Origin of the sequence: Salinisphaera sp. T5B8, from assembly GCF_040361255.1 — a bacterium.
Taxonomy (GTDB): domain Bacteria; phylum Pseudomonadota; class Gammaproteobacteria; order Nevskiales; family Salinisphaeraceae; genus Salinisphaera.
The window spans coordinates 296,911-318,560 of the sequence record NZ_APNG01000002.1 but is presented as its reverse complement, the minus strand read 5'-3'; the positions used below and the strand labels follow the sequence as shown (position 1 = coordinate 318,560).

Below are 21,650 nucleotides of genomic sequence, written 5' to 3'. Positions count from 1 at the left end.
TTCAAGGCTTGCGGCTCGGATGAACAATCTACTGAGAGGTCACACCTAGGGCGCAAGTCATCCTGAAAAAGACAATGGCTGAGAATGGATATCTAACTCAAAAAATGCATAGAGAGTTTTGGAATGAGATAAAACAGCTTGGCACCCCTCAAGAAATAGATTTAATAAAGAAGAGTTTAAATGCAAACGTACTCATCGCCCAACAGTATCAAAGAGAACTGTGGGAGAGTGCAAAAAAATCTTACGAAAACAGGCGGGTTGTAAAGACGCCGCGACTAACTGAATTAGAAACTGAACTTCCAGTAAAGTTTGAAAAATCGCTACCCTACCCTAAAACTTCTGCTAGTTACCGGCAAGCAATGAATTCATATAAAAAGCATATGGAAGCCAGCATGGAAAACTCGAAACGATTACTTAAGTCTGCCGCCGAGAGATCCTCAATGACATCAACACAAGGCCAAAGCGTTCCGCTAAATATGGCTATGATTGATGCTGTATTGACTAATTTGACTTCTAGCTTTGCCCGTCTTAAGGACTTGCTCAATGAAAACTGGGATGGCAAGTAAAGCGCCTAGTAAGGGCTTTAAGCAGATAGAGTTCGGTCCGTTCCAAATTTACTGATAAGCGTGACGTTAGCGTATGACGAACCAAATTGAGTCAATTCACTGCAGTCGATGTCTGCGAGTCAATCGGCACCTGATCCTATTTGAGAAGGACACTGAAGGTGAGGATGATCTAGACGAGACGGGGCATCCACTCGCCTCATACGGTACCAGATGGACGTTATATGAGTGTTGCGGCTGTGAAAATATCGTTTTAAGGAGACGTTTCTGGCACACCGACATGGAACCAGGGGAGAGTCTCGAGGAGGAGTGTTATAACACTTGGTATCCATCACTCATTGGACGGCAATTACCAATGTGGCATAAGAAATTAGATGGTACCGAACACCAGCTTATCCTTGAAATATACACTGCGCTTCACGCCGAAGCTCTTTCGCTTGCTTTGATGGGACTTAGAGCGCTTTTAGACGTCTATATGGTTAAAAAGGTCGGAGATTGCGGCTCTTTTAAGAGAAAACTGAAACAACTCGTACAAATTGGTTTCCTTTCAGCAGCCCAACTTGAACAAATCGAACCAGCAATCGAAGCCGGAAGCGCAGCCGCACATCGAGGTTTCAGCCCGTCAAAAGAAACCGTTATATTCGTTCTTGATCTGGTAGAGCTACTTCTGCATCAAGACATTCTGGGCCCGCAGGCCGAACAAGTCAGCGCCAGTGTTCCTCCAAGAAGCAGCCGCTAACAATTCGCTGCAGTTGACCGCCCAAAACGCTAGCGCGTTTTGGGCTCCCTCCGCGGCCTGCGGCCGCTACGGCGGCAACTGAGCTTCGGCGTTAGGCCGTCAGGTTGGCATCGTGGGGCGAATCGGCTGTCAGTCACTGCTTGAATCCTTCGGCGAGGCAGGGCGGCATCGTGGGGCGAATTGTCGCTTTTAGCGGCCTGGAGGGCCTCAGGCGGCCCAGCAGCGCGACGGACAGGCGCAGCGGCCGTGCGCGCTGCCTTACCGTTACCAACTCCCATCCGGCTAGTGGAAATGCGAAGCATGCTCTACCGGTACGGGGACCATCTCGGCGTATCTCAAAAGCCAGGTTTGCGGGTACCACAGGCAGGCGATCTGCCGGCCTTTCCCGCGCCTGTCGAACTGCTTTTTAGGGGGCTGGCTAGCCCACCTTACTAAGAGGTGGGGTGAAATCTAACTAAGGGCATGAATTTAAACGATTCTGTGACTCGCGTTTTACGGCCTCGAAGAGGCCCTATCTTGGCCGGTCTCGGAGGCAATCCTAACCGGTCGTTGCAGGTGACGCGGCGAGCCCCAGCGGCTACGCTGGAGGCCACGAGGCGCGCACCTGAACTCAGGCGTTAGGCGTATTTTGATGCATCTCCTCTACTGCGATGAAAGCAACTTGGAAGAACGCGAAGACGATTTCTTCGTGTACGGCGGCTTCGTAGTTAATGCGGAGGCCGCTCAAGCGTTATCAGAGGCCGTAGAGCATATACGCGTAGAAGCGGGTGTTGATCCGGAATTCGTGCTCAAATTCAACCCGAGCCCACCGAACCTCTCTCATCAGCAATTCAACCAACTGAAGCAGAGAATTATCGAGGCCGCTATCGAGCATGGCGGCTTGTTTTTCTCCTCTTTGATTCTGCACAACATCGCGAGCAGTCCAGACGAAGCGCGTAGGAACGCGATCAATACCATTTGCTATCACTTCGATTGTTACTTGCACCGCCCGGACAGTCACGGGCTAGTGCTCGTAGATAGATTTGATGACAAGCAAATTGACGCGCATCTAAGAGAGAAGTTCTCAATCGGTATTACCGGCTTGCCGTATACCAAACGCATGAGACTCAGCCGAGTGATTGGTTTTCATTACTCGGCTATCGGGCAATCCCACTTCGGGAGCGTAATTGATATCGTTCTCGGCTCGTTTCGATTCGCGGTTAATGCTTTTACTCGTGCCGACGAGGACAGGATTTCATCCGCTCGAACCTTGCTTAGAATGCTTGCCCCACTGTTTTATTCGGAGCGATCCGATGGGTATATTTCTGAACTAAGTTTGTTTTTTAGCCCAAAGGTTATTAAATCCAATAAGTTTCGGAATCAGTATGAAGAACTCAAGGCATTTTTTGAAAGCAACGGGATATTCCCAGAGCAGCAGATTACTAATATGCGGATGTATTGAAGCCTAACATTGCGCTGCAGTTGCCGGGCAAAAGCACTGCCGTGCTTCCGCCCGCAACTGAGCTTGGGCGTTAGATATAAAGTGGAACCTTCTGGCTACATTGCAGCTTGTGCACTGATTATCTCGATTGCAGGGTTCCTACTCTCGCTCTATGGGACGGTGCTGGATCGAAGCAAAATAAAGGTGGAAGCGATCTTCTATACGGCCGAATACACCTACGGCCAACCTCATATAGTGGTAAAGGCCACAAACCACGGTCGACGCGCCGCCATTATTTCCCGTTTCGGCGGGGACTTAGAGGTAGGCGGCTGGGAGGCGGTTCAACTAGGGGATAAGTCAGGTGGCGTGCGCTTAGGCGAGGGTGAGTTTACCGAGCGACCTATTGTTCGTGAGGATCTCTATGTGCAGTTCCCGGACGGCGAAAGTTCGTCGTATTGGAATTTCTGGTTTGAGGATTCGGTAGGCAAGCGATACATCGTGCCTCGTAGCGAATGCCTTATTCTCGAACTAAAAAAAGCCTATGGTGACGTTGTCTGATAAATCTAACGATACGCTGCAGTTGACCGCCCAAAGCGCTGGCGCGCTTCGGCCGGCAACTGAGCTTCGGCGTTAGGACTATATCGTATGTTTGAAGATTTCGACTTTACTGTTCTAGATGGTCCGGATTTCAAAGAAGATTCGGTAAGAGAAGAGTTGCTCGTACCGATAATAAAAGCTCTAGGCTACTCAGTAGCAGGGGATAGACGAGTTATCCGTAGCAAGTCATTAATACATCCGTACGTTTCGATTGGGTCTCAGCGGAAAAAAATATCGATAATTCCTGACTACGTTTTTCTTTCAGACGCTAAACCACTATGGATTCTCGATGCTAAATCGCCTCGCGAAGACGTTTTTAAAAGCTCTAATGTCGAGCAAGCGTATAGCTACGCTATACATCCAGATATTCGAGCCGAGCTTTATGCGCTATGCAACGGCCACGAATTTATTCTCTATCAAGTGAAAAAATTCGACCCGATATTGCGGTTTGATCTTCGAGATATTGATTCTGTTTGGGAACAGCTCTACAGAATCCTCAACAGCAGCATCCAAGGCAATCCTGAGCTTGTTGAATACGATCCCGACTTTGGGATTTTCTTATGCAGAACCGGTGCGCATAGTGAAACGGAATTTGTTGCTCCATTTTGCAGATCGTGTTTCATAGGCAAAATGGAGGATGACAAATATACAACTATAACCACCGTGCCAGGCGATGTGGATATGGCTATGTCGTTACACTTTAATCAGGTGCAATTAGAAAGGCTGCTTTCTTTTCAACCAGTCCAGCTCGCAAATGCCACACGTGCCGGGTTAAAACGCCAGCCATATCACGTGTCGTTCGACCCTTCAGAAATAGAATTTAATTTTGGTGTGGTCGCTAATCTCTCACCGGACGTCGAGCATAACGCCGAAGAGTCTTGGGTTCCTTTCGAAGTAACCGAGTTCACCGCGCCGGTTGATTGGGAAAGTACGTAGCTAATTTAAAGCCCTAACAAAACGCTGCAGTTGACCGCCCAAAGCGCTGCCGCGCTTCGGCCGGCAACTGAGCTTGGGCGTTAGGCCTTATGGAGTAGATATGGAACTGAGCCAGTTCGTTACCGAAACGCTCATGCAAATCTCAACCGGTATTGAGGACGCTCAAAAGCAGTTACAGGCTGCTGGTTCTACGGCGCGTATAAACACCTTCATGACTAAAGATGAATCGGGAAATTTAGTTATCGGCGGACGGCGTAGTTCTATCGAACATGTCGATTTTGATGTCGCTATTTTGGCTAACTCAGGAACCGAGACGAAAGGAGGAGTTGGCATAACGGTCGCATCGCTCCTCAACGTAGGCGCAGGAGGCAAGAGCAGTGAATCTCGTGGCATTGAGTCCCGCGTGAAATTTCGCGTGCCAGTGGCGTTCCCGAAGTACGATAATCTTGAAACGAAATAACGAGGGGTAACAATGAGTGAGTCTTTTAAAGCTGGTGATGTTGTTCAGCTGAAATCAGGTGGTGTGCCCATGACGGTTGAGGAAGTAGAAGGAGAAAACATTTCGTGCGTGTGGTTCGAGGGTAAAAAATCTCATCGCCAGACATTTGTATCAGCCACACTCAAGAAATTTAGGCCCGCAAGCCCAAGTGTCACCGTTATATAAAAATTGGCCTAACAAATCGCTGCAGTTGACCGCCCAAAGCGCTGCCGCGCTTCGGGTTCCCTCCGCAGCCTGCGGCCGCTCCGGCGGCAACTGAGCTTAGGCGTTGGGCCTAGATAAATATGCCTTCACCAAATTACGAAGAATACGAGAAATCCTTAGATACGATCCGAGACGGTGTGATGCGTGACTACTTCGTAGGCATCGTCAATATAAATCAGCATCAGCTGAATGTTTCCAGAACGTATTTATGGGTTTCTGCAGCATTAATAGGAGTCTATACGGCTGCGTTTGATCGCTACGGTTCATATATAACCTCGCAAACTTACTCTTTAGGTTTTGGTCTATTGAGCGGGGCTTTAGCCGCTGTAGGGTTTGGTCTCTGTCTCTATGCGATCCCTATTCGGAAGGGATACCGTTCAATACCTCAACGAGGTTGGGGAGAGTTCAGTCGAGAGGCATACGATCTGCTGAAACACTCGAGACCGAACTCGCATGCGGTTTTCCTCACGAGCTTTATTAATAAAATGGACCTTGCATACGCGCACAACATGCGCAGTAATAGAGGGCGAGCGAGGCTGCTGAGAGGAACCTCGTGGGTTTTGATTGGCTCTTTCTCAAGTGCGTGTATAACCGCCGCTATCGCGGCCGGTTTCTATGCCGTGAATAATTCTTAGCTAGGAAATTCAAATGCCTGACGACGACCCCGGGACTTCCGCCGAAGCACAACAACCGGAAGAAACTGCAGAACTCAACGTTCCCGAACCGCCTCCTCCTGCTGATAACGGAGGTTCGGATATAGCTACCAACTCTGAGCAAAAAACAGTCGGCTCAATCTTTACCACTGACAGCGAGCCCGACAAAAAATAGCCCAACAGGTCGCTGCAGTTGACCGCCCAAAGCGCTGCCGCGCTTCGGGTACCCTCCGCAGCCTTCGGCTGCTCCGGCGGCAACTGAGCTTAGGCGTTGGGTATATTGTCGAAAGATCGAATGAGCAAAGCAGTCGTTTACCGAATTACTTATCCGAATGGAAAGATCTACATCGGGCAAGATAGGACGAATAGCATCAACTATTTCGGTAGCGCTGACAGCGCTTTAATCGCCGCGGACTTCTCGGCAGCCGATCGGCAATGCTTCACAATTACCCGGGAAATTCTGTGGGAATCGGACACCGCCAACAGAGCCGAAATCAACCGAAAGGAGCTGGAGCTGATTCGTACGCATCGAGCCAATAATCCTGGCATTGGTTATAACCGATGGCCGAAATTTAAGCAGCTCAGTTCCGAGTATGTGGCACCAGGTAGCAACAAAAACCCAACAGGTCGCTGCAGTTGACCGCCCAAAGCGCTGTCGCGCTTCGGGTTCCCTCCGCGGCCTACGGCCACTCCGGCGGCAACTGAGCTTCGGCGTTGGGTCTAACAATTAAGTTCGTCGCCGGAGCGAGCTTAATAGGATAAATATCCGGCGTGCATTAAAACGGAGGATGTATGGGTAAAGGAAGTGGAAAGAGTAGCGGTGGAGGTAGTAAAGGCGGTTCGAGTGGCGGCGGCAAAGGTTACGGTGCTCCTGGTGGCTGGCCGAGCACCACCGGCAATCCTTCTGGGGGTAACCGCGGCAATGCCCCGCCGTCGAAAGGCAAATAGAGCTAATTGTTTCGCGTGGAATTAAAACCGCTCATTTAGAGGCTGCAACTGGGTGCCCCTGGCTTGTCTAGGGATTCAGTCACTTTGCGTAATAGAGTGGCTAGCGTCACCCAACAGTTCGCTGCAGTTGACCGCCCGAAGCGCTGCCGCGCTTCGGGCGGCAACTGAGCTTCGGCGTTAGGTTTAAAAGAGGTTTTGTCTTGCCAACCGTATTACGCATAGGTGGATACCGGTTTTTCTTCTACGCGAACGAAAATAGCGAACCCGTGCATATCCACGTTCAGCGAGAGCGCATGTTAGCGAAGTTTTGGCTGGAACCTGTATCACTTGCTTCAAGCACGGGCTTTGCAGCTCATGAACTCAACGAGCTATTCAAGCTGGTCGAGAAACATCGAAATACGTTAATGGAGGCATGGAATGAGTTCTTTAGCAATTGATGTCGTGCCACATGCGACTCAAGTTAAATGCACAAGCGAAGAGCTTGTGGTCTCGCTTAGCGATGGCCGGGTTTTGTCGGTCCCGCTCGTGTGGTTCCCTCGTCTTGCACGCGCTACGCCCGAACAGCTTTCGAACTTCGAACTGCTGGGCGAGGGAGAAGGCATTCACTGGCCCGACGTAGATGAAGACATATCGGTTCTAGGTCTTCTAGAGGGAAAAAAGTCGGTGGAATATCGTCCATCAAAAACCTAACTGGTCGCTGCAGTTGACCGCCCAAAGCGCTGCCGCGCTTCGGCCGGCAACTGAGCTTTGGCGTTATGTGAACAGATAGCGAAGGGCGGTGGGGTCAGGTCTTGCATTGCCACATTCGGCGCCGGTCACCCGCAGCGCTTTGAGGCGCTCGGAATCGGTTCGAGCCGATTTGGATATTGCTGAGCGGTCGCGGTAATGTCCGCTTATGGAACCTGATGACGATAAAATCGACGCGGCCGTGCTCGCCTTGCTGTACTTGACGCTGCACGACGATAGGCGGGCATGGAAGGGCTTTCCCTGGGATGCGACCGATCGGCTACACGAACGAGGACGATGTCGCCGGGGCGCTGGCGTCGTTCATGGGAATGCTGGGTATTCTGTTCGGCCCGCTCTGGGGCAATCTGTCCGATCGGCTCGGGCGCGCCCAGAGCCTGACGCTGGCCATGAGCCTGGCGTTCGTGAGCACCGTGTTGCCGGTGTTATCGCCTTCGTTGTTCGGCTTCGCCGCCCATTACGTGATTCTGGGTGCGGCCGTGACCGGCATGTTCACCTCGTCGCTGGCGGCCTCGACGGAACGGGTGAATATCGATCAGGCACCGCTGGCGGTGAGTTATGTCACCGTATTCTTTGCCGCCGGCCAGCTGATCGGGCCGACCGTTGCCGGCTGGTTGATCGGTCCGGCGGATGCGTTTCGCCTGACCTTTGGCGTGAGTGCGGCCCTGACGCTGCTCGGCGCGCTCCTGGGCGCGGTATTGATTAAACTATCGAAACGCGATTAAAAACGCGATATAAGTTATTGTTTGTTAATTCAGTTCATGCCGGTTCAGCGCGCGCTTCGCGTGCCGAGCGCTCGAACAGAGCCAGCGCATGGCCGGCACAGATGCGCATGTCGACCGACTCGCCATCCTCGAAGCGATCTTCGTGGTTGGTGCGCACGAGCAGTTGCTCGCCTTGCTTGAGGCGAACGCCATGCAGTCGGGTTTCGCCTTCGTAGCGGCTCCATTCAATACGACTGTTGCCGTCAGTTTTACGACGAAGTGCGAGATCGTCCGGGCGTACCAGTACATCCACGCGATCACCGTGGCCATAATGGGCGTCATCCAGCGGTGTGTCGCCAAGATCCGTATGCACGCGGTCGGCCTCGATCCAGCCGGGCACGAAGGCGGCATCGCCGAGAAAACGGGCAACGAACCGGGTCGCGGGTTTGCGAAAACACACATCGGCCCGATCGAGCTGTTCGAGCCGGCCGGCGCGCATCACGCCCATGCGATCGCCGACCGACAGCGCTTCGGTCTGATCGTGGGTGACCCAGATCGCCGGTACGCGCGCGGCCTTCAGGGCCTGGCGAATCTGCCAGCGCAGTTCGGCCTTGAGTGCGGCATCGAGGCTGGCCAGCGGTTCGTCGAGCAACAGCACCGACGGCGCATGGGCCAGGGCGCGGGCCAGGGCCACGCGCTGTTTCTGGCCGCCGGAGAGCGTATCGGGCATGGCATGACGATGCTTTTCCATGCCCAGCGTGTACAGCCAATGGCGGGCCGGCGCGCGATCCTTCAGGCGAAAGGCGATATTGTCTTCAACGTTGAGATGCGGAAACAGCGCGAAATCCTGAAACACCAGGCCGACGCCGCGTTTTTCCGGCGGTACCTGGCGTTTTGCATCGATACGGTGGGCGCCGATACGGATCTCGCCCGCCGACGGCGCGATCAGGCCCGCGACGGCGCGTAGCACGCTGGTCTTGCCGCAACCGGTCGGCCCGACCAGGGTTACGATTTCGTCGTCCGCGAGTGCCAGACTGAAGTCTTCGACCGCCGGGGCATTGTCATAACGGATCGACAGATTGTCGATTTCTAGCATGGGCTGTTGTCCTGTCTACACACCGAGGGTGCGCTGACGGCGTGCCTCGCCGGAAAGCATGAGTACGAGCGCAATTGCCGATACGGCGATCAACGCCAGGGCGGGCAACGCGCCGCGCCCGAGGTAACCGGCTTCGTAGACACGCCAGAGATAGGTGGCAAGGGTATCGAATTCGTTCGGCCGAAGCAGCAGGGTCGCCGGCAATTCGCGCATGGCTTCCAGAAATACCAGCGCGGCCCCGGCCACGATGCCGGGCAGAATCAGCGGCAGGCTAACCCGCCTGAAAGCCTCGGCCGGTGTGGCGCCGAGGCTGCGTGCGGCACCGATCAGACTCGATTCCACGCGCTCGGTGCTGGAGCGCACGCTGCCCACGGCCAGCGGCAGAAAACGCAGGGTGAGTGCGGCGACCATCAGCGCCAGCGTCTGGTAGAGCACGGGTACGCGCAGGCCCAGATAGACGAGTGCTGTGCCCATGACGATGCCGGGAATACCGAAACCCAGATAGCTGGCGCGCTCACACAACTTGCCGAACCAGCCCGTGCTTGCCGCATAGGCCAGCGGCAAGGCCACGGTGACCGCCGCACCGGCAACCAGAAGCGCGGCGTAGGCGGAATTGAGCGCATAGCCGAACTCGAAGCCGGCGCCGCCTTCACGTATCAGCCAGAGCAGGAATATTCCGATCGGCAGGACCAACGCGGCCGCGAGCACCGCGACCGCGAGCAGCGTGGCCGCCACGCGCAGCGGCCAGCCCAGCGTCAAACGCAGCACGCGCCCCGGGCGTTCGCGGCGTACGCGAATACGCGCTTCTAGCACCAGCACGCAGACCACCAGGGCCAGCAGCTGCAACGACATCAACGCCGCACGATCCAGGCCGAAGGCGTTGTATTCGACATAGATCATGCGGGTGAACGTATCCAGGTGCATGATCTCCGGGGTCGCGAAATCCGACAGGGTATACAGCGCGACCAATAGCGCGCCGGCGGCGATACCGTTGGCGGCGCGTGGCAGCACGATACGCAATAGTGCGGCCGGCAATGGCAGTCCGAGCGTGCGCGCGGCATCGACCACGTTGGCATCCAGTGTCTGCAGCGCAGCGCGCGTGGCAAGGAACACGAACGGATAGGTATAGAGCGTCATCACCAGCGTCGCGCCGATCAGCCCCTCGGCGCGCGGGGTGGCAATGCCGGTGAGCGCGTCGATTTCGCCACCCTGGCCGAAGGCAGCAAAGAAGGCGAATGCGCCCAGATAGCTGGGCACGGCCAGTGGTGCGGCGAGCAGGGCCACCCATAGCCGGCGCAGCGGCATGGCCGTATAAGTAGTCACGATCGCCAGCGGCACGCCGATGATCACAGCACCGGCGACCGTGAGCAGGCCAAGCAGGCCGGTGTTGATCAGGATTTCGATACTGCGCCCGTCGAATAGCACATCGGCATTCAGGCTCATGAATACCAGTACGACGACGGGGGCGAGCGCGGCCGCCGCGATGACGGCGGCAGCCAGCCACAGCAGCGGCACGCGCTTCATAGCACGCGCGTTTCGCGCAGCAAATCCAGGATCGGCTGTAAATCGCTCAGGCGGGTGAGATCGATTTCGGGCGGATGGATCTTGCCCGGCAGGCCGGCCGGCGGCGCCACATCAGCGGCCATGGGAATCTCGTAGGCCTGGCTGGCCAGAAAGGACTGCACCTCGCGACTGAGCAGATAACGCAGGAAATTGCGCGCCAGCGGATTATCGTCGAGCAACAGTACGCCGGAGGAATTGACCAGGCTGCCGGCATCATTCTGCGTAAGCGCCAGGGCCACATTGGCATCGGGCTGGCCTTTTTTCAGCCGCAGGGTGTAATAGTGATTGGCAAAGCCGACGTCCACTTCGCCCCGGGCGACCGCCATGACTACGCCCAGTTCGCCGGCATAGCTCTTGGCCTGGCGTTTGACGCCCAGCAGCCATTCGCGTGTGCGATCTTCGCCTTCAAGCAGGCGCATGGCGGTTACGAACGACTGAAACGCCCCATAGGCCGGCGCCCAGCCGATCTTCAGGTCGGTATCGGCGAAGTCCATGATGTGCGAAGGCAGCTGCGCTGGATCGATTCGCGTAGGGTTGTACGGCACGGTACGCAGGCGGCCCGAGATCGCGGCCCACTGGTCGTAGCGAAAATCGGGCTTGATGTGCTGCTGGATCGCGCCGGGTATGGGCGTGGTCTTCGCGTGCGCGGCCACTGCGCCCAGCGAACTCGCATCGATCGACCAGAACAGATCGGCGCGTCGCACGCCCGCCTTGGATTCGGCGATCAGCGTGTTGGCCAGGGCCGCCGAGGGCGCACGCCGGATCTTGAGATCGAGGTCCGGGTTGCGCTTGCGAATGGCGGCGACGATATCATCGTAGAGTCCGCCTTCACCGCGCCCCAGATACACCGTCAGCGAGCCCGACAGCGGCGGCAGGTCGTCGGCCGACTCGGCCGCAGCCGTCGTTTCTGCCGCCCACAACGGGGTTACCGGGCCGAGCAGGCCAAGTGCCAACGCACTTTTGAGCAGGCTGCGACGATCCATGGCTAGAACACCGACGGCTTGTTATCGGCCGCTTCGTCGAGAATGGTCTGGGCGCGGTCGAGCTTGGCCTGCATGGATTCCACCGCCGAGGCCAGTTTATTGGGCGAAGCGGATTTTTCCATCAGCAGCGGCAGGGTGGCATTGAAGTCTTTTTCGAGGTCGGTCACGAGATCGGCATCGCTTTCGATCAGGGTTCCTTCGATACCTTCAAAGCGTTCCATATAGGTCTGATGGAGAAGCGCATTTGCGGCTTCGACATCACCCGAACGATAGCGTTCCACCACCGTATCGAGATTGCGTTTGATAATATCGATGGTCGAGGCATCGGCCGGTTCCGCGGGTTTGGGGGTCGGTGCCGCGGCACCTTGTGCGGCCACCAGCTTCAAGGCGCCAACGCCTTCGTGCAGGGCATGATCGAAACGCGCCTGCCAGGATTGGACCTCGGCGGTGGCATCCGGTTCGTCCACGGCTTCGCGCAGCCCGCCCAGCGCGGTCCAGATCGGCGGGTAGAGCACCATCGCATGGGTTTCGACCGCTTCGTGGAATTCGACGTTCTCCCAGGTATCGACCAGCTCGTCGACCCGTTCGCCGACCGAATCGCCTTTGTCGTAATCGGCGACGATCGCGGCCACGGTATCGCTCATGTCCGCGATTTCATTTTCGTAGTCGCCGATATGTTCGCCGACCTCGGCCACGCTGGGGGCATCGTCGCCGTGGGCAGATACGGTTTGAGCAAACAGGAGCGCCGCGCCAATCAGCGCGCAGCGGGGGAGAATCGAGACAGGCTTCATCGTAAATACGCCAACACGGAATGAATGAACGGCTAAAAACTAACTGATAATCATTCCTATTCCAAGCCCGAAGCACCGAAGGGCGGTGGTGTAGTCCATGCAACTCAGGCCGGGCGACGCAGGTTGGGCCGAACAAACCGATAAGCCCAGCGACGCGTTACGCCATCGCGCGCGATCTGGTGCGCGCGGGTTTTAGGGTTCGCTTCGTAGACCGGCGCCGCCGACATGCCGCCTTTCGACATGCCCGCGGCGCCATTTCGGTTAGCTATCAGTCATGCGCTCGAACATCTGCATGGCCTTACGGGTGAAAATCGGCCCGGCTGCACCGGCGATCAGCGCGCGCGCACGCGGACTTGCGGCCAGTACCACGCCGGCGGTCAGCGCCCCGGCGATCGCCACGCCACTGTTGCGCTTGGCCCAGTCGGTTGCCTGGTTACCCAGAATCGGGCGTAGCTGTTGTTCGATCGCGTTGTCGGCGTAAGCGTTCACCGGCTTGTTCGCGCTTGCCTTGGCCGGGGCCTGCTTCTGGGCCGGCGTGCTGCGTCTGGACAGCAATACCACGATCAGCAACAGCACGACGATGCCGATCAGCCCGCCGCCGGCAAGCAGCAGCGCCTCGACCTGCGTGTAATGCGTGGCCAGCCATAGATAAACGCCGGCCGTACACAGCAGCAGGCCGCTGAACACCAGCAGCATCAGCAGCCAGAGCACGACATTCAGGCTGAGTACCTGAATGATCTTTTCTTTAACGGTGCCCATGGCCTAGCGGCCGATCAGCTTGCCCAGAACGAGGCCGATACCGAAAGCGGCGAGCACGCTGGTGAACGGGCGGGCTTCGATTTCGCTGCCCACGTCCTGGGCATGGCGGCCGGCTTCGCGGCGTAATTCGTCGTATTTACCGCGGGCGGCATCGAGGCCGGCCTGGGCGTGATTCTCGCCAGAGGCACGGTAGCTTTTCGCGAGCGCGGCCAGGTCGTTACGCAGTTGTTCGATGTCTTTTTTCAGGGTTTCGGTTTCGGCGCTCTGGCTCATGGGAATCTCTGGATTCGAAAGTGGTGAAACCAGCATAACGGCTTTCACCCCCTTGCGACTATCCGTACTACTGCCCCTGCGCGTCCGAGCCCTCGATCGCGAAAAAACGGCCCGCGTTCGCATGCGTGAGTGCCGCGACCTGCGCCACCGACTGGTCACGCGCGGCTGCTACGGTTTCGGCCACCCACGGCAGGTTGGCCGGTTCGTTGCGCCGCGTTTTGGGTTTGGGCCGGATCGTGCGCGGCATGAGATAGGGACAATCGGTTTCGATCATCAGGCGGTCGTCGGGGATACGCGCCACATTGTCGTAGAGATCACGCCCGCGGCGTTCATCGCATATCCAGCCGGTGACCCCGATATAACAGCCGGCGTCGAGATAGGCATCGAGTGCCTGAGCACTGTCGGTAAAACAGTGCACCACCGCACGCGTGAGATGCGGTAAATGCTCCCGCAGAATGGGCAGAAAGCGTGCATGGGCGTCGCGTTGGTGCAGAAATACCGGCAGGCCGTGATCGCAGGCTACGGCCAGTTGGGCCGCAAAGACGCGCTCCTGTGCATCGCGCGGGGCGATGTCACGAAAGAAATCCAGCCCGGTTTCGCCGATGGCGACCAGCCGCTGGGCCCTCGCGCTGTCGCGCATGAGTTGTTCGTGGGCCGGGCTCCAGTCCCGGGCATGATGCGGATGCAGCCCGGCCGTGGCGAAGCACTGGCCGGGATAGCGCCCGGCCAGATCAACCGCGGCCTCACTGCTGTCCAGATCGCTGCCGGTGACCACCAGCCGGCGTACGCCCGCCGCCTCGGCGCGTGCCAGCACGTCGTCCAGATCATCGGCAAAGCTTTCATGCGCGAGGTTCGCGCCGATATCGGTCAGTTCCATAGTCGCGCCGCTGCTGATAAACCGGCGTAGTCTAGGGAAGCTCTGCACAACCTGTCACGGTCGCGCCGGCGTGCTTTGCGCGTGGCTGGCAAGGAGAGGGAGACGTAGCGTGCTGGTTGCACGGTGCGCCTGCCTCGACGCCGACCAGGCGCGCGCAAAGCCCCGGCCGCTAAGCGGTTCGGCCTCAAATGCTCCGCGACGGCGTTGCCGAGCTTGACCTGCCAATGAGGCAGGCGCTGCGCTCGGACGCCTTGTCCCAACGCATTTGAGCACTCGAACGCGAACCGCGAGAGGTTATGCAGAGCTTCCCTGACAAGCGGGCAGCCATAATGCAGTCGCAGGCCGGGCAGTTTCGCGGCATTGGCGACACCCGCTTAAAAAGAGCGTCGAAGCGCGGCAAGGGTTTGCTACACTCGGGCGCTGGCCGACCGCCGTGGTGTTTACCGCCGCGCGGATTGCGTGCCGACGCTCGAACGACTGAAACCTGAATCGAAGAAAGGCCTCTCATGCGTTATCAATCCGGGCTGCTCGCCGGCCTTGTCGGGATCATGCTGTTCAGCAGCGTTGCGACTGCCGCCACGCGCTATGTCAGCGACGAGTTGTCGATCAACATGCGTCGTGGTCCGGGCACGGGCTATCGCATCAGTGAATTGGTGGAAGCCGGCGATCGCTTGACCACGCTCTCCGAGGCGAATGGTTGGACCCAGGTGCGTACTGCCGATGGCACCACCGGTTATGTGCTGACCCGGTTTTTGTCCGATCAGCCGGCCGCGCGTACGCGTATCGCTTCGATGCAGGCCCAGGTCGAGAAGTTCAAGCAGGAAAACGAGCAGCTCAAGGAGCAGCTCTCCGAAGTCCGCAGCGGCTCGGAAGAACTGACCGAGACCAAGACGAACCTGCAGAACGAGAATCAGGAGCTGTCCCAGCGCCTGCAGCAGCTGCGCGAGACGTCGGCGGATGCGGTACGCATCAGCAACGAAAACGAGAAATACCGCGAAGAACTGTTGTCGATGCGTAGCGACAACGAGCGTCTGCGCCACGAAAACGCGGCCCTGCAAAGCCGGCGCGATGGCATGAAGATCGGCGCGCTGATTCTCATCGGTGGCGTGATTATCGGGCTGGTGCTGCCGCTGTTCCGGCGTCGGCGCAAGGGCAGCAGCTGGGATTCGCTCTGAGCGCGGCCACCGCTCGTACATTGCCATTGTGGGCCGGCCGCGTGCCGGCTATGGTTACCCGTGTTTCCGATGCGCGCCCCGCGTCGCCTAGCGAACGCTGAATGGAACATCATCTTTCCCTGATCCTGATTTCGATTGTCGCCCTGGGCGTGTTCTCGCAGTGGATCGCCTGGTGGCTGCGCATGCCGGCGATCGTGCTGTTTCTGGTCAGTGGCGTGTTGGCCGGGCCGGTATTCGGCGTGGTGAATCCCTCCGAGGATATCGGCGACGTGTTGTCGCCGATGGTCGGGCTGGCCGTCGCGGTGATCCTGTTCGAGGGCGGGCTGAGTCTGCGCCTGCACGAATTCAAGGAAGCCGCGTCGGGCGTGAAACGCCTGGTTTCGGTGGGCGCGGTGCTTTCGTGGGCGCTGTATACGGCAGCAGCCTACTATATCGGCCAGCTGTCGATTGCGGTGTCGCTGCTGTTCGGCGCGATTTTGATCGTGACCGGGCCGACCGTGATCATTCCCATGCTGCGCCAGGCCGGGCTCAACCGGCGCACGGCCTCCTATCTGAAATGGGAAGGCATCATCAACGATCCGATCGGCGCGTTGCTGGCGGTGTTGGTGTTTCAGTATTTCGTGTTCGCCGGGGCCGATGCCGCCGACGGCGCGCAGGTATTCGTGGACCTGGGCTGGGCGATTCTGATCTCGTTCCTGCTCGGCGGCGGCGTCGCGCTGGCGCTGGGTTGGGCGTTCAATCACACCTGGGTGCCGGAATATCTCAAGGCGCCGCTGACGTTCGCCTTCGTGCTTGTCATTTATGGTGTCGCCAGCGAGTTCTTTGCCGAAGCCGGTCTGCTGGCGGTGACGGTCATGGGCATGGTGATGGGCAATCTCTCGATTGCCGGCATGGCCGAACTGCGCCGATTCAAGGAATACATCACCATTTTGCTGGTGTCGACTGTGTTCATCGTGCTCACGGCCGATCTCGATCCGAACGTGTTACTGCATCTGGACTGGCATGCGGCCGCGCTCGTGTTCGCCGTGGTGTTCGTCGTGCGGCCGGTGGCCATATTGCTGGCGACCGCGTTCACCGACATGAACTGGCGCGACCGCACCCTGGTGGCATGGATTGCGCCGCGCGGTATCGTGGCGGCCGCCGTGGCGGGTGTGTTCGGCCCGCGCATGGTCGAGGCCGGCTATGGCGGCGCCGAGCAGCTGTTGCCACTGATTTTCGCCATCGTCTTTTCGACCGTTATTTTGCACGGCTTCTCGATTGGGCGCGTATCGCGCTGGCTGCGTCTGTCGGCAGAGCCCAACGGTGTGCTCATCGTCGGCGCCTCGCCGTGGTCGACCGAGCTCGCGCGAGCGCTCACCAACGAGCTCAATGTGCAGGTGCTGTTGGTGGATTCATCCTGGCATCGTCTGCGTACCGCGCGTCTGGCGGGCGTGCGCGTGCTCTACGGCGAGGTACTCTCGGACCAGATCCAGCAATCGCTGGAACTCAACGAAATATCCTGCCTGCTGGCTGCCACCAGCAACGATGCCTATAACGCACTGGTGTGTTCGCATTTCGTGACCAGCCTCGAGCACGATCGCGTATTCCAGCTGCCGATGTATGCCGCCGACGAGGACAACGAGTCCAAGGTCGTGGCCCGTCCGTTGCGTGGGCGTCCGGCCTTTCACGAGAACGCCCAGTACGAAGAACTCTGGCGCAAGCATTTCCAGAGCTGGCAGTTCTACAAGACGCGCCTGACCGATACCTATACGCGCGAGGATTTTCGGCGGGATTGCCCGGCCGATGCGGTGATTATTGCCACGCTCTATGCCGATAGCACGGTGCTGTTTCATGCCGCAGGCGGCACACCGCGCCCGGAAGAGGGCGATACGGTGATCTACTACGCGCCCAAGAAAAGCAGCAGCGAACGCCGGCGCGCACGTGCCGAACGCGCCGAGGCGGCGAGCGAACGCGTGGCCGCGGCCCAGAATGCCGAGAACCCGAGCACGGGCGGCATCGCCCCGGACTCCGGCCCGAACCTGCCCGATTCATCCGACAAAGCCTAGAAAACCATGCTCGAATGGCCCGAAGCCGGCGAAAGCGCCAGCGGACAGATCGACGGCCCGGCCGGCGAACTGCAGATCGATATCGATACGCCCGAGGAGGGCGCGCGGGGTATCGTGGTGATCTGTCATCCGCATCCGCAGCATGGCGGCACCAAGGACAACAAGGTGGTGTTCATGATCGCGCGCGCCGCGGTCATGGCCGGCCTTGCCGCGATCCGCTTCAACTTTCGCGGTGTCGGCGCGAGCCAGGGCAGCTACGATGCCGGCCTCGGCGAGGTGGACGATGCGGCCGCAGTGCGCGACTGGGCGCTGGCCGCTTCCGACTTGCCGCTGGCCGCACTCACCGGGTTTTCGTTCGGTTCGGCGGTCGCACTACGGCTGGCCGATCGCGACGCGCCGCCGAGCCTGGTGACGGTCGGCTTTCCGTCGACCTATTTCGACGGTGCGCTGCCCCGTCCGCAAACCGACTGGCTCGCCGTGTTCGGCGATGCCGACGATGTGATCGATGTCGATACGTCGATCGCGGCGGTACGTGAACTCGAGCCGCCGGTCGATGTCCAGATTCTCGAAGGGGCCGGGCACTTCCTGCATGGCCGGCTCACCGATCTGAGAAAACGCGTGGTCGCGCATCTGAAAGAGAGTCTGTAATGGGGTTGTTTGAACGATTGAGCCAGGCGCTCAATCCTCAGGTCGACGAACCGCGCGATATCGAGCGCGCCCAGCGCATCGCTGCAGCCGTGCTGCTGCTGGAGATGGCCCATGCCGACCATCGCCACGACGAGGTCGAATACGCCGAGATACGCCGTCAATTGCAAAGTCACTTCGGCCTCGATGCGGGCGAAACCGAAGAACTCATGGCCGCGGCCGCGCCCAAGGCGCAGCAATCGGTATCGCTGTACAAATACCTCAAGACCCTCAACGACGGCCTCGATGAGGGCGAAAAACGCCAGGTCTTGGAAATGCTGTGGCGCGTGGCCTATGCCGACCGCCATATCGATGCCCATGAAGAGCATCTGCTACGCGAACTCTCCGAACTGCTATACCTGCCGCACGAGCAGTTCATTCGCGCCAAGCTCGCGGTGACCGGCGCGTAGCCGGATCCATCGCACCACGGTCGGACTACTAAGCTTTGCTGACTCGGATCGATCCAACGGGGCATTCGCCTGGGCGCTACCGGATGCGCCAAGGAACGCAAACATGGTGGCCGGCTTCGAAAACGCGGCGGTCGCCTGGCGCCGTGCAACGGCCGCGTCCGGTATTTGGCTGCAACTGAGCGCCAGAAGACACACCGTACGTAGCGCGTGGTCACGCACCAAGGGCGCGTTTGATCGTATCCAAGCGGTTTGATTATTTAGTACAGGGCCCAGCTTGCGGCGTGAACAGCAGGCCACCCGGGCGTGGCGCGATCTGATTTTCGCCTTGTTCGCGTGGCTTTGCGTTCATTCGCGGACAACCTGCCTGCTTGAACGGCGCGGACCGACTTTTTCCGCAGCGCATACGCATCAGTGGTCGCCCGTCCTTTAGGGGTTTGTCTTGACGAGGCAAACCCTCCGCAGATCGACGCAGATTCACGCGGATACCGTGTTACGTTCCAGGCGTTGCGGGCTCGAGGCGCGAGCCGGCCGCGAAGTCGCTCGAAGAACTACCAGCGAAGGCTTTACGCGCTTCGACAGCGGTTGGTATTTGCCTCGAACCACCGATCCCGGCCCTGAAATCCATTGCTCTGGTGTCTTATTCGCGTTTCTTCGCGTTCATTTGCGGACAACCTGCTTGCTTGAGCACGGCCCGCTATGTTTTCTGCATCATCGACAGTGGCCTTGAGCATGCCGTGGTACGGCAGCACCGTGGTATGGCAGCAATCAGCGCTTAGCGGGTAAAGAACGTCTGGTTGAAGCGCACCGGGATGGTGGCGCGGCCATCTACGGCCTGCACGTCCAGATCGAAGGTCAGTGTCTGATCATCCTTGATTGCCACCGGCGCCAGCGAGTACACGCTGTTCGCACTCTCCACACGCTTGAACGAAAGCGCTTTTCGTTCGCCCATGAGCGAACGTGCGCTGCCGGTGACGTTGGCCGGCACCGCATTCAGGGGCGCATCGCCGGTTGGTTTTTGCAGCGTGATCATCACGATCGCGGTATCGCCGTCGCGCTCGATATCGTTGGCGTCGGCCACGGCCTGCGGGATCTGCAAGCTGTTCACGGCGCTGTAATGCAGCACATAGTCGCCGCTGTTGATACTGCCGCCGGCGACTGCCGGTAGGGCGATCCACAGCAGGGCGAAAAATGCGAGCGCAATCAGCGCGTGGCGTGATGGCGTAGCTGGTAGAGGGCGATTTCGCCGAGCAGGTTGGGAAAGGTGCGCATGCCGATATTGCTGCGATGCGCATGATTGACCACGTGCCTGCGTACGATGTCCACCTGTTTTTGCCGACATAAGGTTTCGAAATCCCGCACGGTGCAAAGATGGATGTTCGGGGTATCGTACCATCGGTTCGGCAAGGAACCGGAGACCGGCATCAGCCCGCGCAGGCCCAGCGATATACGCGGTTTCCAGTGGCCGAAGTTGGGAAAGGTCACGATCGAGTCACGCCCGATACGCAGCATTTCGTCGATGAGCTCGTCGGGCCGGCGCACTTCCTGGAGCGCGCTGCTCATCACCACGAAGTCGAAGCTGTTGTCCTCGAACTGCTCCAGGCCGGCATCGAGATCGAGCTGGAGCACGTTCACGCCGGCGGCCACGCATTCGATGACGTTGTCGGCATCGATTTCCAGGCCATAACCGCTGACCTGCTTGTGGGCCTGTAGATGGGCCAGCAGCGCGCCGTCGCCGCAGCCCAGATCGAGCACGCGCGCGCCGGGGGTGATCCAGTTCGAGATGAGCGCCAGATCGTCGCGCAGGCCATCATGGCTGTTCGTGGCTTGCGTATTCATGCGCCGATCTCGCGTGCGGCGCGATCGAGATAGGCGCGCAGCGTATTTACGTAGTGCGGCATGGTCAGCAGAAAATCGTCGTGGCCGAGATCGGACGTCACCTCGGCGTAGGAGACCTGCTTGCCGGCATCGACCAGCGCATCCACGATCTCGCGCGAGCGCGCCGGCGCGAAACGCCAGTCCGAAGTGAACGAAATCACCATGAAACGTGCGGTTACTGGGGCGAAGGCCTTGGCCAGATCACCGCCGTGTGTATGGGCCGGATCGAAATAATCCAGCGCCTTGGTCATCAGCAGATAGGTGTTGGCATCGAAACGATCGACGAACGATGCGCCCTGATAACGCAGATAGGATTCGACCTGGAACTCCACGTCGAAGCCGTAGGAAATCCGCCCGTCGCGCAGGTCACGGCCGAACTTGGCGCGCATGGCCTCGTCCGAGAGATAGGTGATATGGCCGAGCATGCGTGCAAGCATCAAGCCGCGCCGGGGTACCACGTTGTGTTCGTAGTAGCGCCCGCCGTGGAATTCCGGATCGGTCACGATGGCCTGACGGGCGATTTCGTTGAAGGCGATGTTCTGGGCCGATAGCTTGGGTGCGGCAGCAATGACCACCGCATGGCGCAGCCGATTCGGGAAGTCGATCGCCCACTGCATGACCTGCATGCCGCCGAGGCTGCCGCCGATGACCGCACACCACTGCTCGATACCCAGCGCCGCACGCAGGATGTCCTGCGAGCGCACCCAGTCGGCGACGGTCACCACGGGGAAATCCGGGCCGTAGTGGCGGCCGGTGTCCGGATGCAAGCTGCCCGGCCCGGTGGAGCCGTTGTAGCCGCCCAGGTTCGCCGGGCACACCACGAAGAAACGATCGGTATCGATCATCTTGCCGGGGCCGATGCATTTGTCCCACCAGCCCGGCTTGGGATCCTGCTCGCTGTGATAGCCGGCCGCGTGATGATTGCCCGATAGGGCGTGGCAGATCAGTACCGCGTTCGAGGCATCGGCATTGAGCGTGCCGTAGGTTTCGTAAACCAGATCGAAGTGGGTCAGCTGCTTGCCGCAATCCAGGCGCATGGGGCCTTCGACATGCAGGGTCTGCGGCGCAACGAGACCCACCGATGCCGGCGTGTGGGCGTGGCTGGTCATATC

Annotated in this window: 26 protein-coding genes and 1 pseudogene; 17 read left to right on the top strand and 10 right to left on the bottom strand. The window is 58.7% G+C overall.

What is annotated here, in order from left to right:
* The first annotated feature begins 74 nt into the window (after window positions 1-74).
* The 13 genes and pseudogenes from T5B8_RS03290 (at window position 75) to T5B8_RS03230 (ending at window position 8,028) form a co-directional block, all read left to right on the top strand.
* The gene (locus tag T5B8_RS03290) at window positions 75-566 is read left to right on the top strand and encodes a hypothetical protein (protein WP_353176182.1); all 492 of its coding nucleotides are present in this window, start codon (window positions 75-77) and stop codon (window positions 564-566) included.
* 352 nt (window positions 567-918) lie between these two features.
* A complete protein-coding gene (locus tag T5B8_RS03285; RefSeq protein WP_353176180.1) occupies window positions 919-1,302 on the top strand; it encodes a DUF4145 domain-containing protein in 384 nt (127 codons plus the stop codon).
* Window positions 1,303-1,933: 631 nt separating this feature from the next.
* Window positions 1,934-2,743 carry a DUF3800 domain-containing protein gene (locus tag T5B8_RS03280; RefSeq protein ID WP_353176178.1) on the top strand — a complete coding sequence of 270 codons (810 nt, stop codon included), beginning with the start codon at window positions 1,934-1,936 and terminating at the stop codon, window positions 2,741-2,743.
* 81 nt (window positions 2,744-2,824) lie between these two features.
* Window positions 2,825-3,280, top strand: a complete 456-nt coding sequence (locus T5B8_RS03275) for a hypothetical protein (RefSeq protein ID WP_353176176.1) — start codon at window positions 2,825-2,827, stop codon at window positions 3,278-3,280.
* Between the two features lie 87 nt (window positions 3,281-3,367).
* Window positions 3,368-4,255: a hypothetical protein gene (locus T5B8_RS03270; protein ID WP_353176174.1), complete on the top strand. Its 888-nt coding sequence runs from the start codon at window positions 3,368-3,370 to the stop codon at window positions 4,253-4,255.
* A gap of 100 nt (window positions 4,256-4,355) precedes the next feature.
* Complete coding sequence (locus T5B8_RS03265) at window positions 4,356-4,715, top strand: hypothetical protein (protein ID WP_353176172.1); 360 nt, start codon at window positions 4,356-4,358, stop codon at window positions 4,713-4,715.
* Window positions 4,716-4,727: 12 nt separating this feature from the next.
* Window positions 4,728-4,919: a YodC family protein gene (locus T5B8_RS03260; RefSeq protein ID WP_353176170.1), complete on the top strand. Its 192-nt coding sequence runs from the start codon at window positions 4,728-4,730 to the stop codon at window positions 4,917-4,919.
* Between the two features lie 687 nt (window positions 4,920-5,606).
* Window positions 5,607-5,786: a hypothetical protein gene (locus tag T5B8_RS03255; RefSeq protein WP_353176168.1), complete on the top strand. Its 180-nt coding sequence runs from the start codon at window positions 5,607-5,609 to the stop codon at window positions 5,784-5,786.
* 120 nt (window positions 5,787-5,906) lie between these two features.
* Window positions 5,907-6,251: a GIY-YIG nuclease family protein gene (locus tag T5B8_RS03250; protein ID WP_353176166.1), complete on the top strand. Its 345-nt coding sequence runs from the start codon at window positions 5,907-5,909 to the stop codon at window positions 6,249-6,251.
* 508 nt (window positions 6,252-6,759) lie between these two features.
* Window positions 6,760-6,996: a DUF4160 domain-containing protein gene (locus T5B8_RS03245; RefSeq protein ID WP_353176164.1), complete on the top strand. Its 237-nt coding sequence runs from the start codon at window positions 6,760-6,762 to the stop codon at window positions 6,994-6,996.
* Window positions 6,977-7,249, top strand: a complete 273-nt coding sequence (locus tag T5B8_RS03240; protein ID WP_006915657.1) for a DUF2442 domain-containing protein — start codon at window positions 6,977-6,979, stop codon at window positions 7,247-7,249. Before T5B8_RS03245 ends, T5B8_RS03240 begins: the two co-directional genes overlap by 20 nt.
* Before the next feature lie 205 nt (window positions 7,250-7,454).
* Window positions 7,455-7,580 (top strand): annotated as a pseudogene (locus tag T5B8_RS03235) (DUF6429 family protein); the annotation flags it as partial.
* Window positions 7,552-8,028 carry an MFS transporter gene (locus tag T5B8_RS03230; RefSeq protein ID WP_353176162.1) on the top strand — a complete coding sequence of 159 codons (477 nt, stop codon included), beginning with the start codon at window positions 7,552-7,554 and terminating at the stop codon, window positions 8,026-8,028. The pseudogene T5B8_RS03235 and the gene T5B8_RS03230, both read left to right, overlap by 29 nt.
* A gap of 34 nt (window positions 8,029-8,062) precedes the next feature.
* Here T5B8_RS03230 and T5B8_RS03225 read toward each other — a convergent pair whose 3' ends face one another.
* The 7 genes from T5B8_RS03225 to T5B8_RS03195 all read right to left on the bottom strand — a co-directional run bounded on the left by T5B8_RS03225 (window position 8,063) and on the right by T5B8_RS03195 (window position 14,349).
* On the bottom strand, window positions 8,063-9,103 hold the full coding sequence (locus T5B8_RS03225; protein WP_353176160.1) for an ABC transporter ATP-binding protein: 1,041 nt from the start codon (window positions 9,101-9,103) through the stop codon (window positions 8,063-8,065).
* 15 nt (window positions 9,104-9,118) lie between these two features.
* The gene (locus T5B8_RS03220; protein ID WP_353176159.1) at window positions 9,119-10,627 is read right to left on the bottom strand and encodes an ABC transporter permease; all 1,509 of its coding nucleotides are present in this window, start codon (window positions 10,625-10,627) and stop codon (window positions 9,119-9,121) included.
* Complete coding sequence (locus tag T5B8_RS03215) at window positions 10,624-11,649, bottom strand: substrate-binding domain-containing protein (protein ID WP_353176157.1); 1,026 nt, start codon at window positions 11,647-11,649, stop codon at window positions 10,624-10,626. The genes T5B8_RS03220 and T5B8_RS03215 overlap by 4 nt, the downstream gene beginning before the upstream one ends.
* A gap of 2 nt (window positions 11,650-11,651) precedes the next feature.
* On the bottom strand, window positions 11,652-12,440 hold the full coding sequence (locus T5B8_RS03210; protein ID WP_353176155.1) for a hypothetical protein: 789 nt from the start codon (window positions 12,438-12,440) through the stop codon (window positions 11,652-11,654).
* Between the two features lie 261 nt (window positions 12,441-12,701).
* Complete coding sequence (locus T5B8_RS03205; RefSeq protein WP_353176153.1) at window positions 12,702-13,199, bottom strand: hypothetical protein; 498 nt, start codon at window positions 13,197-13,199, stop codon at window positions 12,702-12,704.
* Between the two features lie 3 nt (window positions 13,200-13,202).
* On the bottom strand, window positions 13,203-13,472 hold the full coding sequence (locus tag T5B8_RS03200; protein WP_353176152.1) for an ElaB/YgaM/YqjD family protein: 270 nt from the start codon (window positions 13,470-13,472) through the stop codon (window positions 13,203-13,205).
* 67 nt (window positions 13,473-13,539) lie between these two features.
* Entirely contained in the window at window positions 13,540-14,349 is an 810-nt protein-coding gene (locus T5B8_RS03195; protein WP_353176150.1) for a TatD family hydrolase, read from the bottom strand.
* A 506-nt stretch (window positions 14,350-14,855) separates the two neighbouring features.
* On the opposite strand from T5B8_RS03195, the gene T5B8_RS03190 reads away from it, so the two are divergent.
* The 4 genes from T5B8_RS03190 (at window position 14,856) to T5B8_RS03175 (ending at window position 18,663) form a co-directional block, all read left to right on the top strand.
* Window positions 14,856-15,524, top strand: a complete 669-nt coding sequence (locus T5B8_RS03190) for a TIGR04211 family SH3 domain-containing protein (RefSeq protein WP_353176148.1) — start codon at window positions 14,856-14,858, stop codon at window positions 15,522-15,524.
* A gap of 101 nt (window positions 15,525-15,625) precedes the next feature.
* The gene (locus T5B8_RS03185) at window positions 15,626-17,569 is read left to right on the top strand and encodes a cation:proton antiporter (RefSeq protein ID WP_353176146.1); all 1,944 of its coding nucleotides are present in this window, start codon (window positions 15,626-15,628) and stop codon (window positions 17,567-17,569) included.
* Between the two features lie 6 nt (window positions 17,570-17,575).
* A complete protein-coding gene (locus T5B8_RS03180) occupies window positions 17,576-18,217 on the top strand; it encodes an alpha/beta hydrolase (protein ID WP_353176144.1) in 642 nt (213 codons plus the stop codon).
* Entirely contained in the window at window positions 18,217-18,663 is a 447-nt protein-coding gene (locus tag T5B8_RS03175) for a tellurite resistance TerB family protein (protein ID WP_353176143.1), read from the top strand. The genes T5B8_RS03180 and T5B8_RS03175 overlap by 1 nt, the downstream gene beginning before the upstream one ends.
* 772 nt (window positions 18,664-19,435) lie before the next feature.
* On the opposite strand, the gene T5B8_RS03170 is transcribed toward T5B8_RS03175, so the two are convergent.
* The 3 genes from T5B8_RS03170 to metX form a co-directional block, all read right to left on the bottom strand.
* Window positions 19,436-19,786, bottom strand: coding sequence for a DUF4426 domain-containing protein (locus T5B8_RS03170; RefSeq protein ID WP_353176141.1), 351 nt, complete (start codon window positions 19,784-19,786; stop codon window positions 19,436-19,438).
* A 77-nt stretch (window positions 19,787-19,863) separates the two neighbouring features.
* Window positions 19,864-20,499 (bottom strand): methionine biosynthesis protein MetW, encoded by a 636-nt coding sequence (metW, locus tag T5B8_RS03165; protein WP_353176139.1) that lies wholly within the window; start codon window positions 20,497-20,499, stop codon window positions 19,864-19,866.
* A complete protein-coding gene (gene metX, locus T5B8_RS03160) occupies window positions 20,496-21,647 on the bottom strand; it encodes a homoserine O-succinyltransferase MetX (RefSeq protein ID WP_353176137.1) in 1,152 nt (383 codons plus the stop codon). The genes metW and metX overlap by 4 nt, the downstream gene beginning before the upstream one ends.
* Between the last annotated feature and the right edge of the window lie 3 nt (window positions 21,648-21,650).

Excerpts from the sequence above, each read along its gene's own strand:
- T5B8_RS03270 (WP_353176174.1), top strand. The coding sequence starts at position 3,368 with ATGTTTGAAGATTTCGACTTTACTGTTCTAGATGGTCCGGATTTCAAA.
- T5B8_RS03240 (WP_006915657.1), top strand. The coding sequence starts at position 6,977 with ATGAGTTCTTTAGCAATTGATGTCGTGCCACATGCGACTCAAGTTAAA.
- T5B8_RS03210 (WP_353176155.1), bottom strand. The coding sequence starts at position 12,440 with ATGAAGCCTGTCTCGATTCTCCCCCGCTGCGCGCTGATTGGCGCGGCG.
- T5B8_RS03265 (WP_353176172.1), top strand. The coding sequence starts at position 4,356 with ATGGAACTGAGCCAGTTCGTTACCGAAACGCTCATGCAAATCTCAACC.
- T5B8_RS03290 (WP_353176182.1), top strand. The coding sequence starts at position 75 with ATGGCTGAGAATGGATATCTAACTCAAAAAATGCATAGAGAGTTTTGG.
- T5B8_RS03215 (WP_353176157.1), bottom strand. The coding sequence starts at position 11,649 with ATGGATCGTCGCAGCCTGCTCAAAAGTGCGTTGGCACTTGGCCTGCTC.
- T5B8_RS03200 (WP_353176152.1), bottom strand. The coding sequence starts at position 13,472 with ATGAGCCAGAGCGCCGAAACCGAAACCCTGAAAAAAGACATCGAACAA.
- T5B8_RS03195 (WP_353176150.1), bottom strand. The coding sequence starts at position 14,349 with ATGGAACTGACCGATATCGGCGCGAACCTCGCGCATGAAAGCTTTGCC.
- T5B8_RS03280 (WP_353176178.1), top strand. The coding sequence starts at position 1,934 with ATGCATCTCCTCTACTGCGATGAAAGCAACTTGGAAGAACGCGAAGAC.
- T5B8_RS03205 (WP_353176153.1), bottom strand. The coding sequence starts at position 13,199 with ATGGGCACCGTTAAAGAAAAGATCATTCAGGTACTCAGCCTGAATGTC.
- T5B8_RS03250 (WP_353176166.1), top strand. The coding sequence starts at position 5,907 with ATGAGCAAAGCAGTCGTTTACCGAATTACTTATCCGAATGGAAAGATC.
- T5B8_RS03255 (WP_353176168.1), top strand. The coding sequence starts at position 5,607 with ATGCCTGACGACGACCCCGGGACTTCCGCCGAAGCACAACAACCGGAA.
- T5B8_RS03260 (WP_353176170.1), top strand. The coding sequence starts at position 4,728 with ATGAGTGAGTCTTTTAAAGCTGGTGATGTTGTTCAGCTGAAATCAGGT.
- T5B8_RS03175 (WP_353176143.1), top strand. The coding sequence starts at position 18,217 with ATGGGGTTGTTTGAACGATTGAGCCAGGCGCTCAATCCTCAGGTCGAC.
- metW (WP_353176139.1), bottom strand. The coding sequence starts at position 20,499 with ATGAATACGCAAGCCACGAACAGCCATGATGGCCTGCGCGACGATCTG.
- T5B8_RS03230 (WP_353176162.1), top strand. The coding sequence starts at position 7,552 with ATGCGACCGATCGGCTACACGAACGAGGACGATGTCGCCGGGGCGCTG.
- T5B8_RS03220 (WP_353176159.1), bottom strand. The coding sequence starts at position 10,627 with ATGAAGCGCGTGCCGCTGCTGTGGCTGGCTGCCGCCGTCATCGCGGCG.
- T5B8_RS03225 (WP_353176160.1), bottom strand. The coding sequence starts at position 9,103 with ATGCTAGAAATCGACAATCTGTCGATCCGTTATGACAATGCCCCGGCG.
- T5B8_RS03180 (WP_353176144.1), top strand. The coding sequence starts at position 17,576 with ATGCTCGAATGGCCCGAAGCCGGCGAAAGCGCCAGCGGACAGATCGAC.
- metX (WP_353176137.1), bottom strand. The coding sequence starts at position 21,647 with ATGACCAGCCACGCCCACACGCCGGCATCGGTGGGTCTCGTTGCGCCG.
- T5B8_RS03285 (WP_353176180.1), top strand. The coding sequence starts at position 919 with ATGTGGCATAAGAAATTAGATGGTACCGAACACCAGCTTATCCTTGAA.
- T5B8_RS03185 (WP_353176146.1), top strand. The coding sequence starts at position 15,626 with ATGGAACATCATCTTTCCCTGATCCTGATTTCGATTGTCGCCCTGGGC.
- T5B8_RS03190 (WP_353176148.1), top strand. The coding sequence starts at position 14,856 with ATGCGTTATCAATCCGGGCTGCTCGCCGGCCTTGTCGGGATCATGCTG.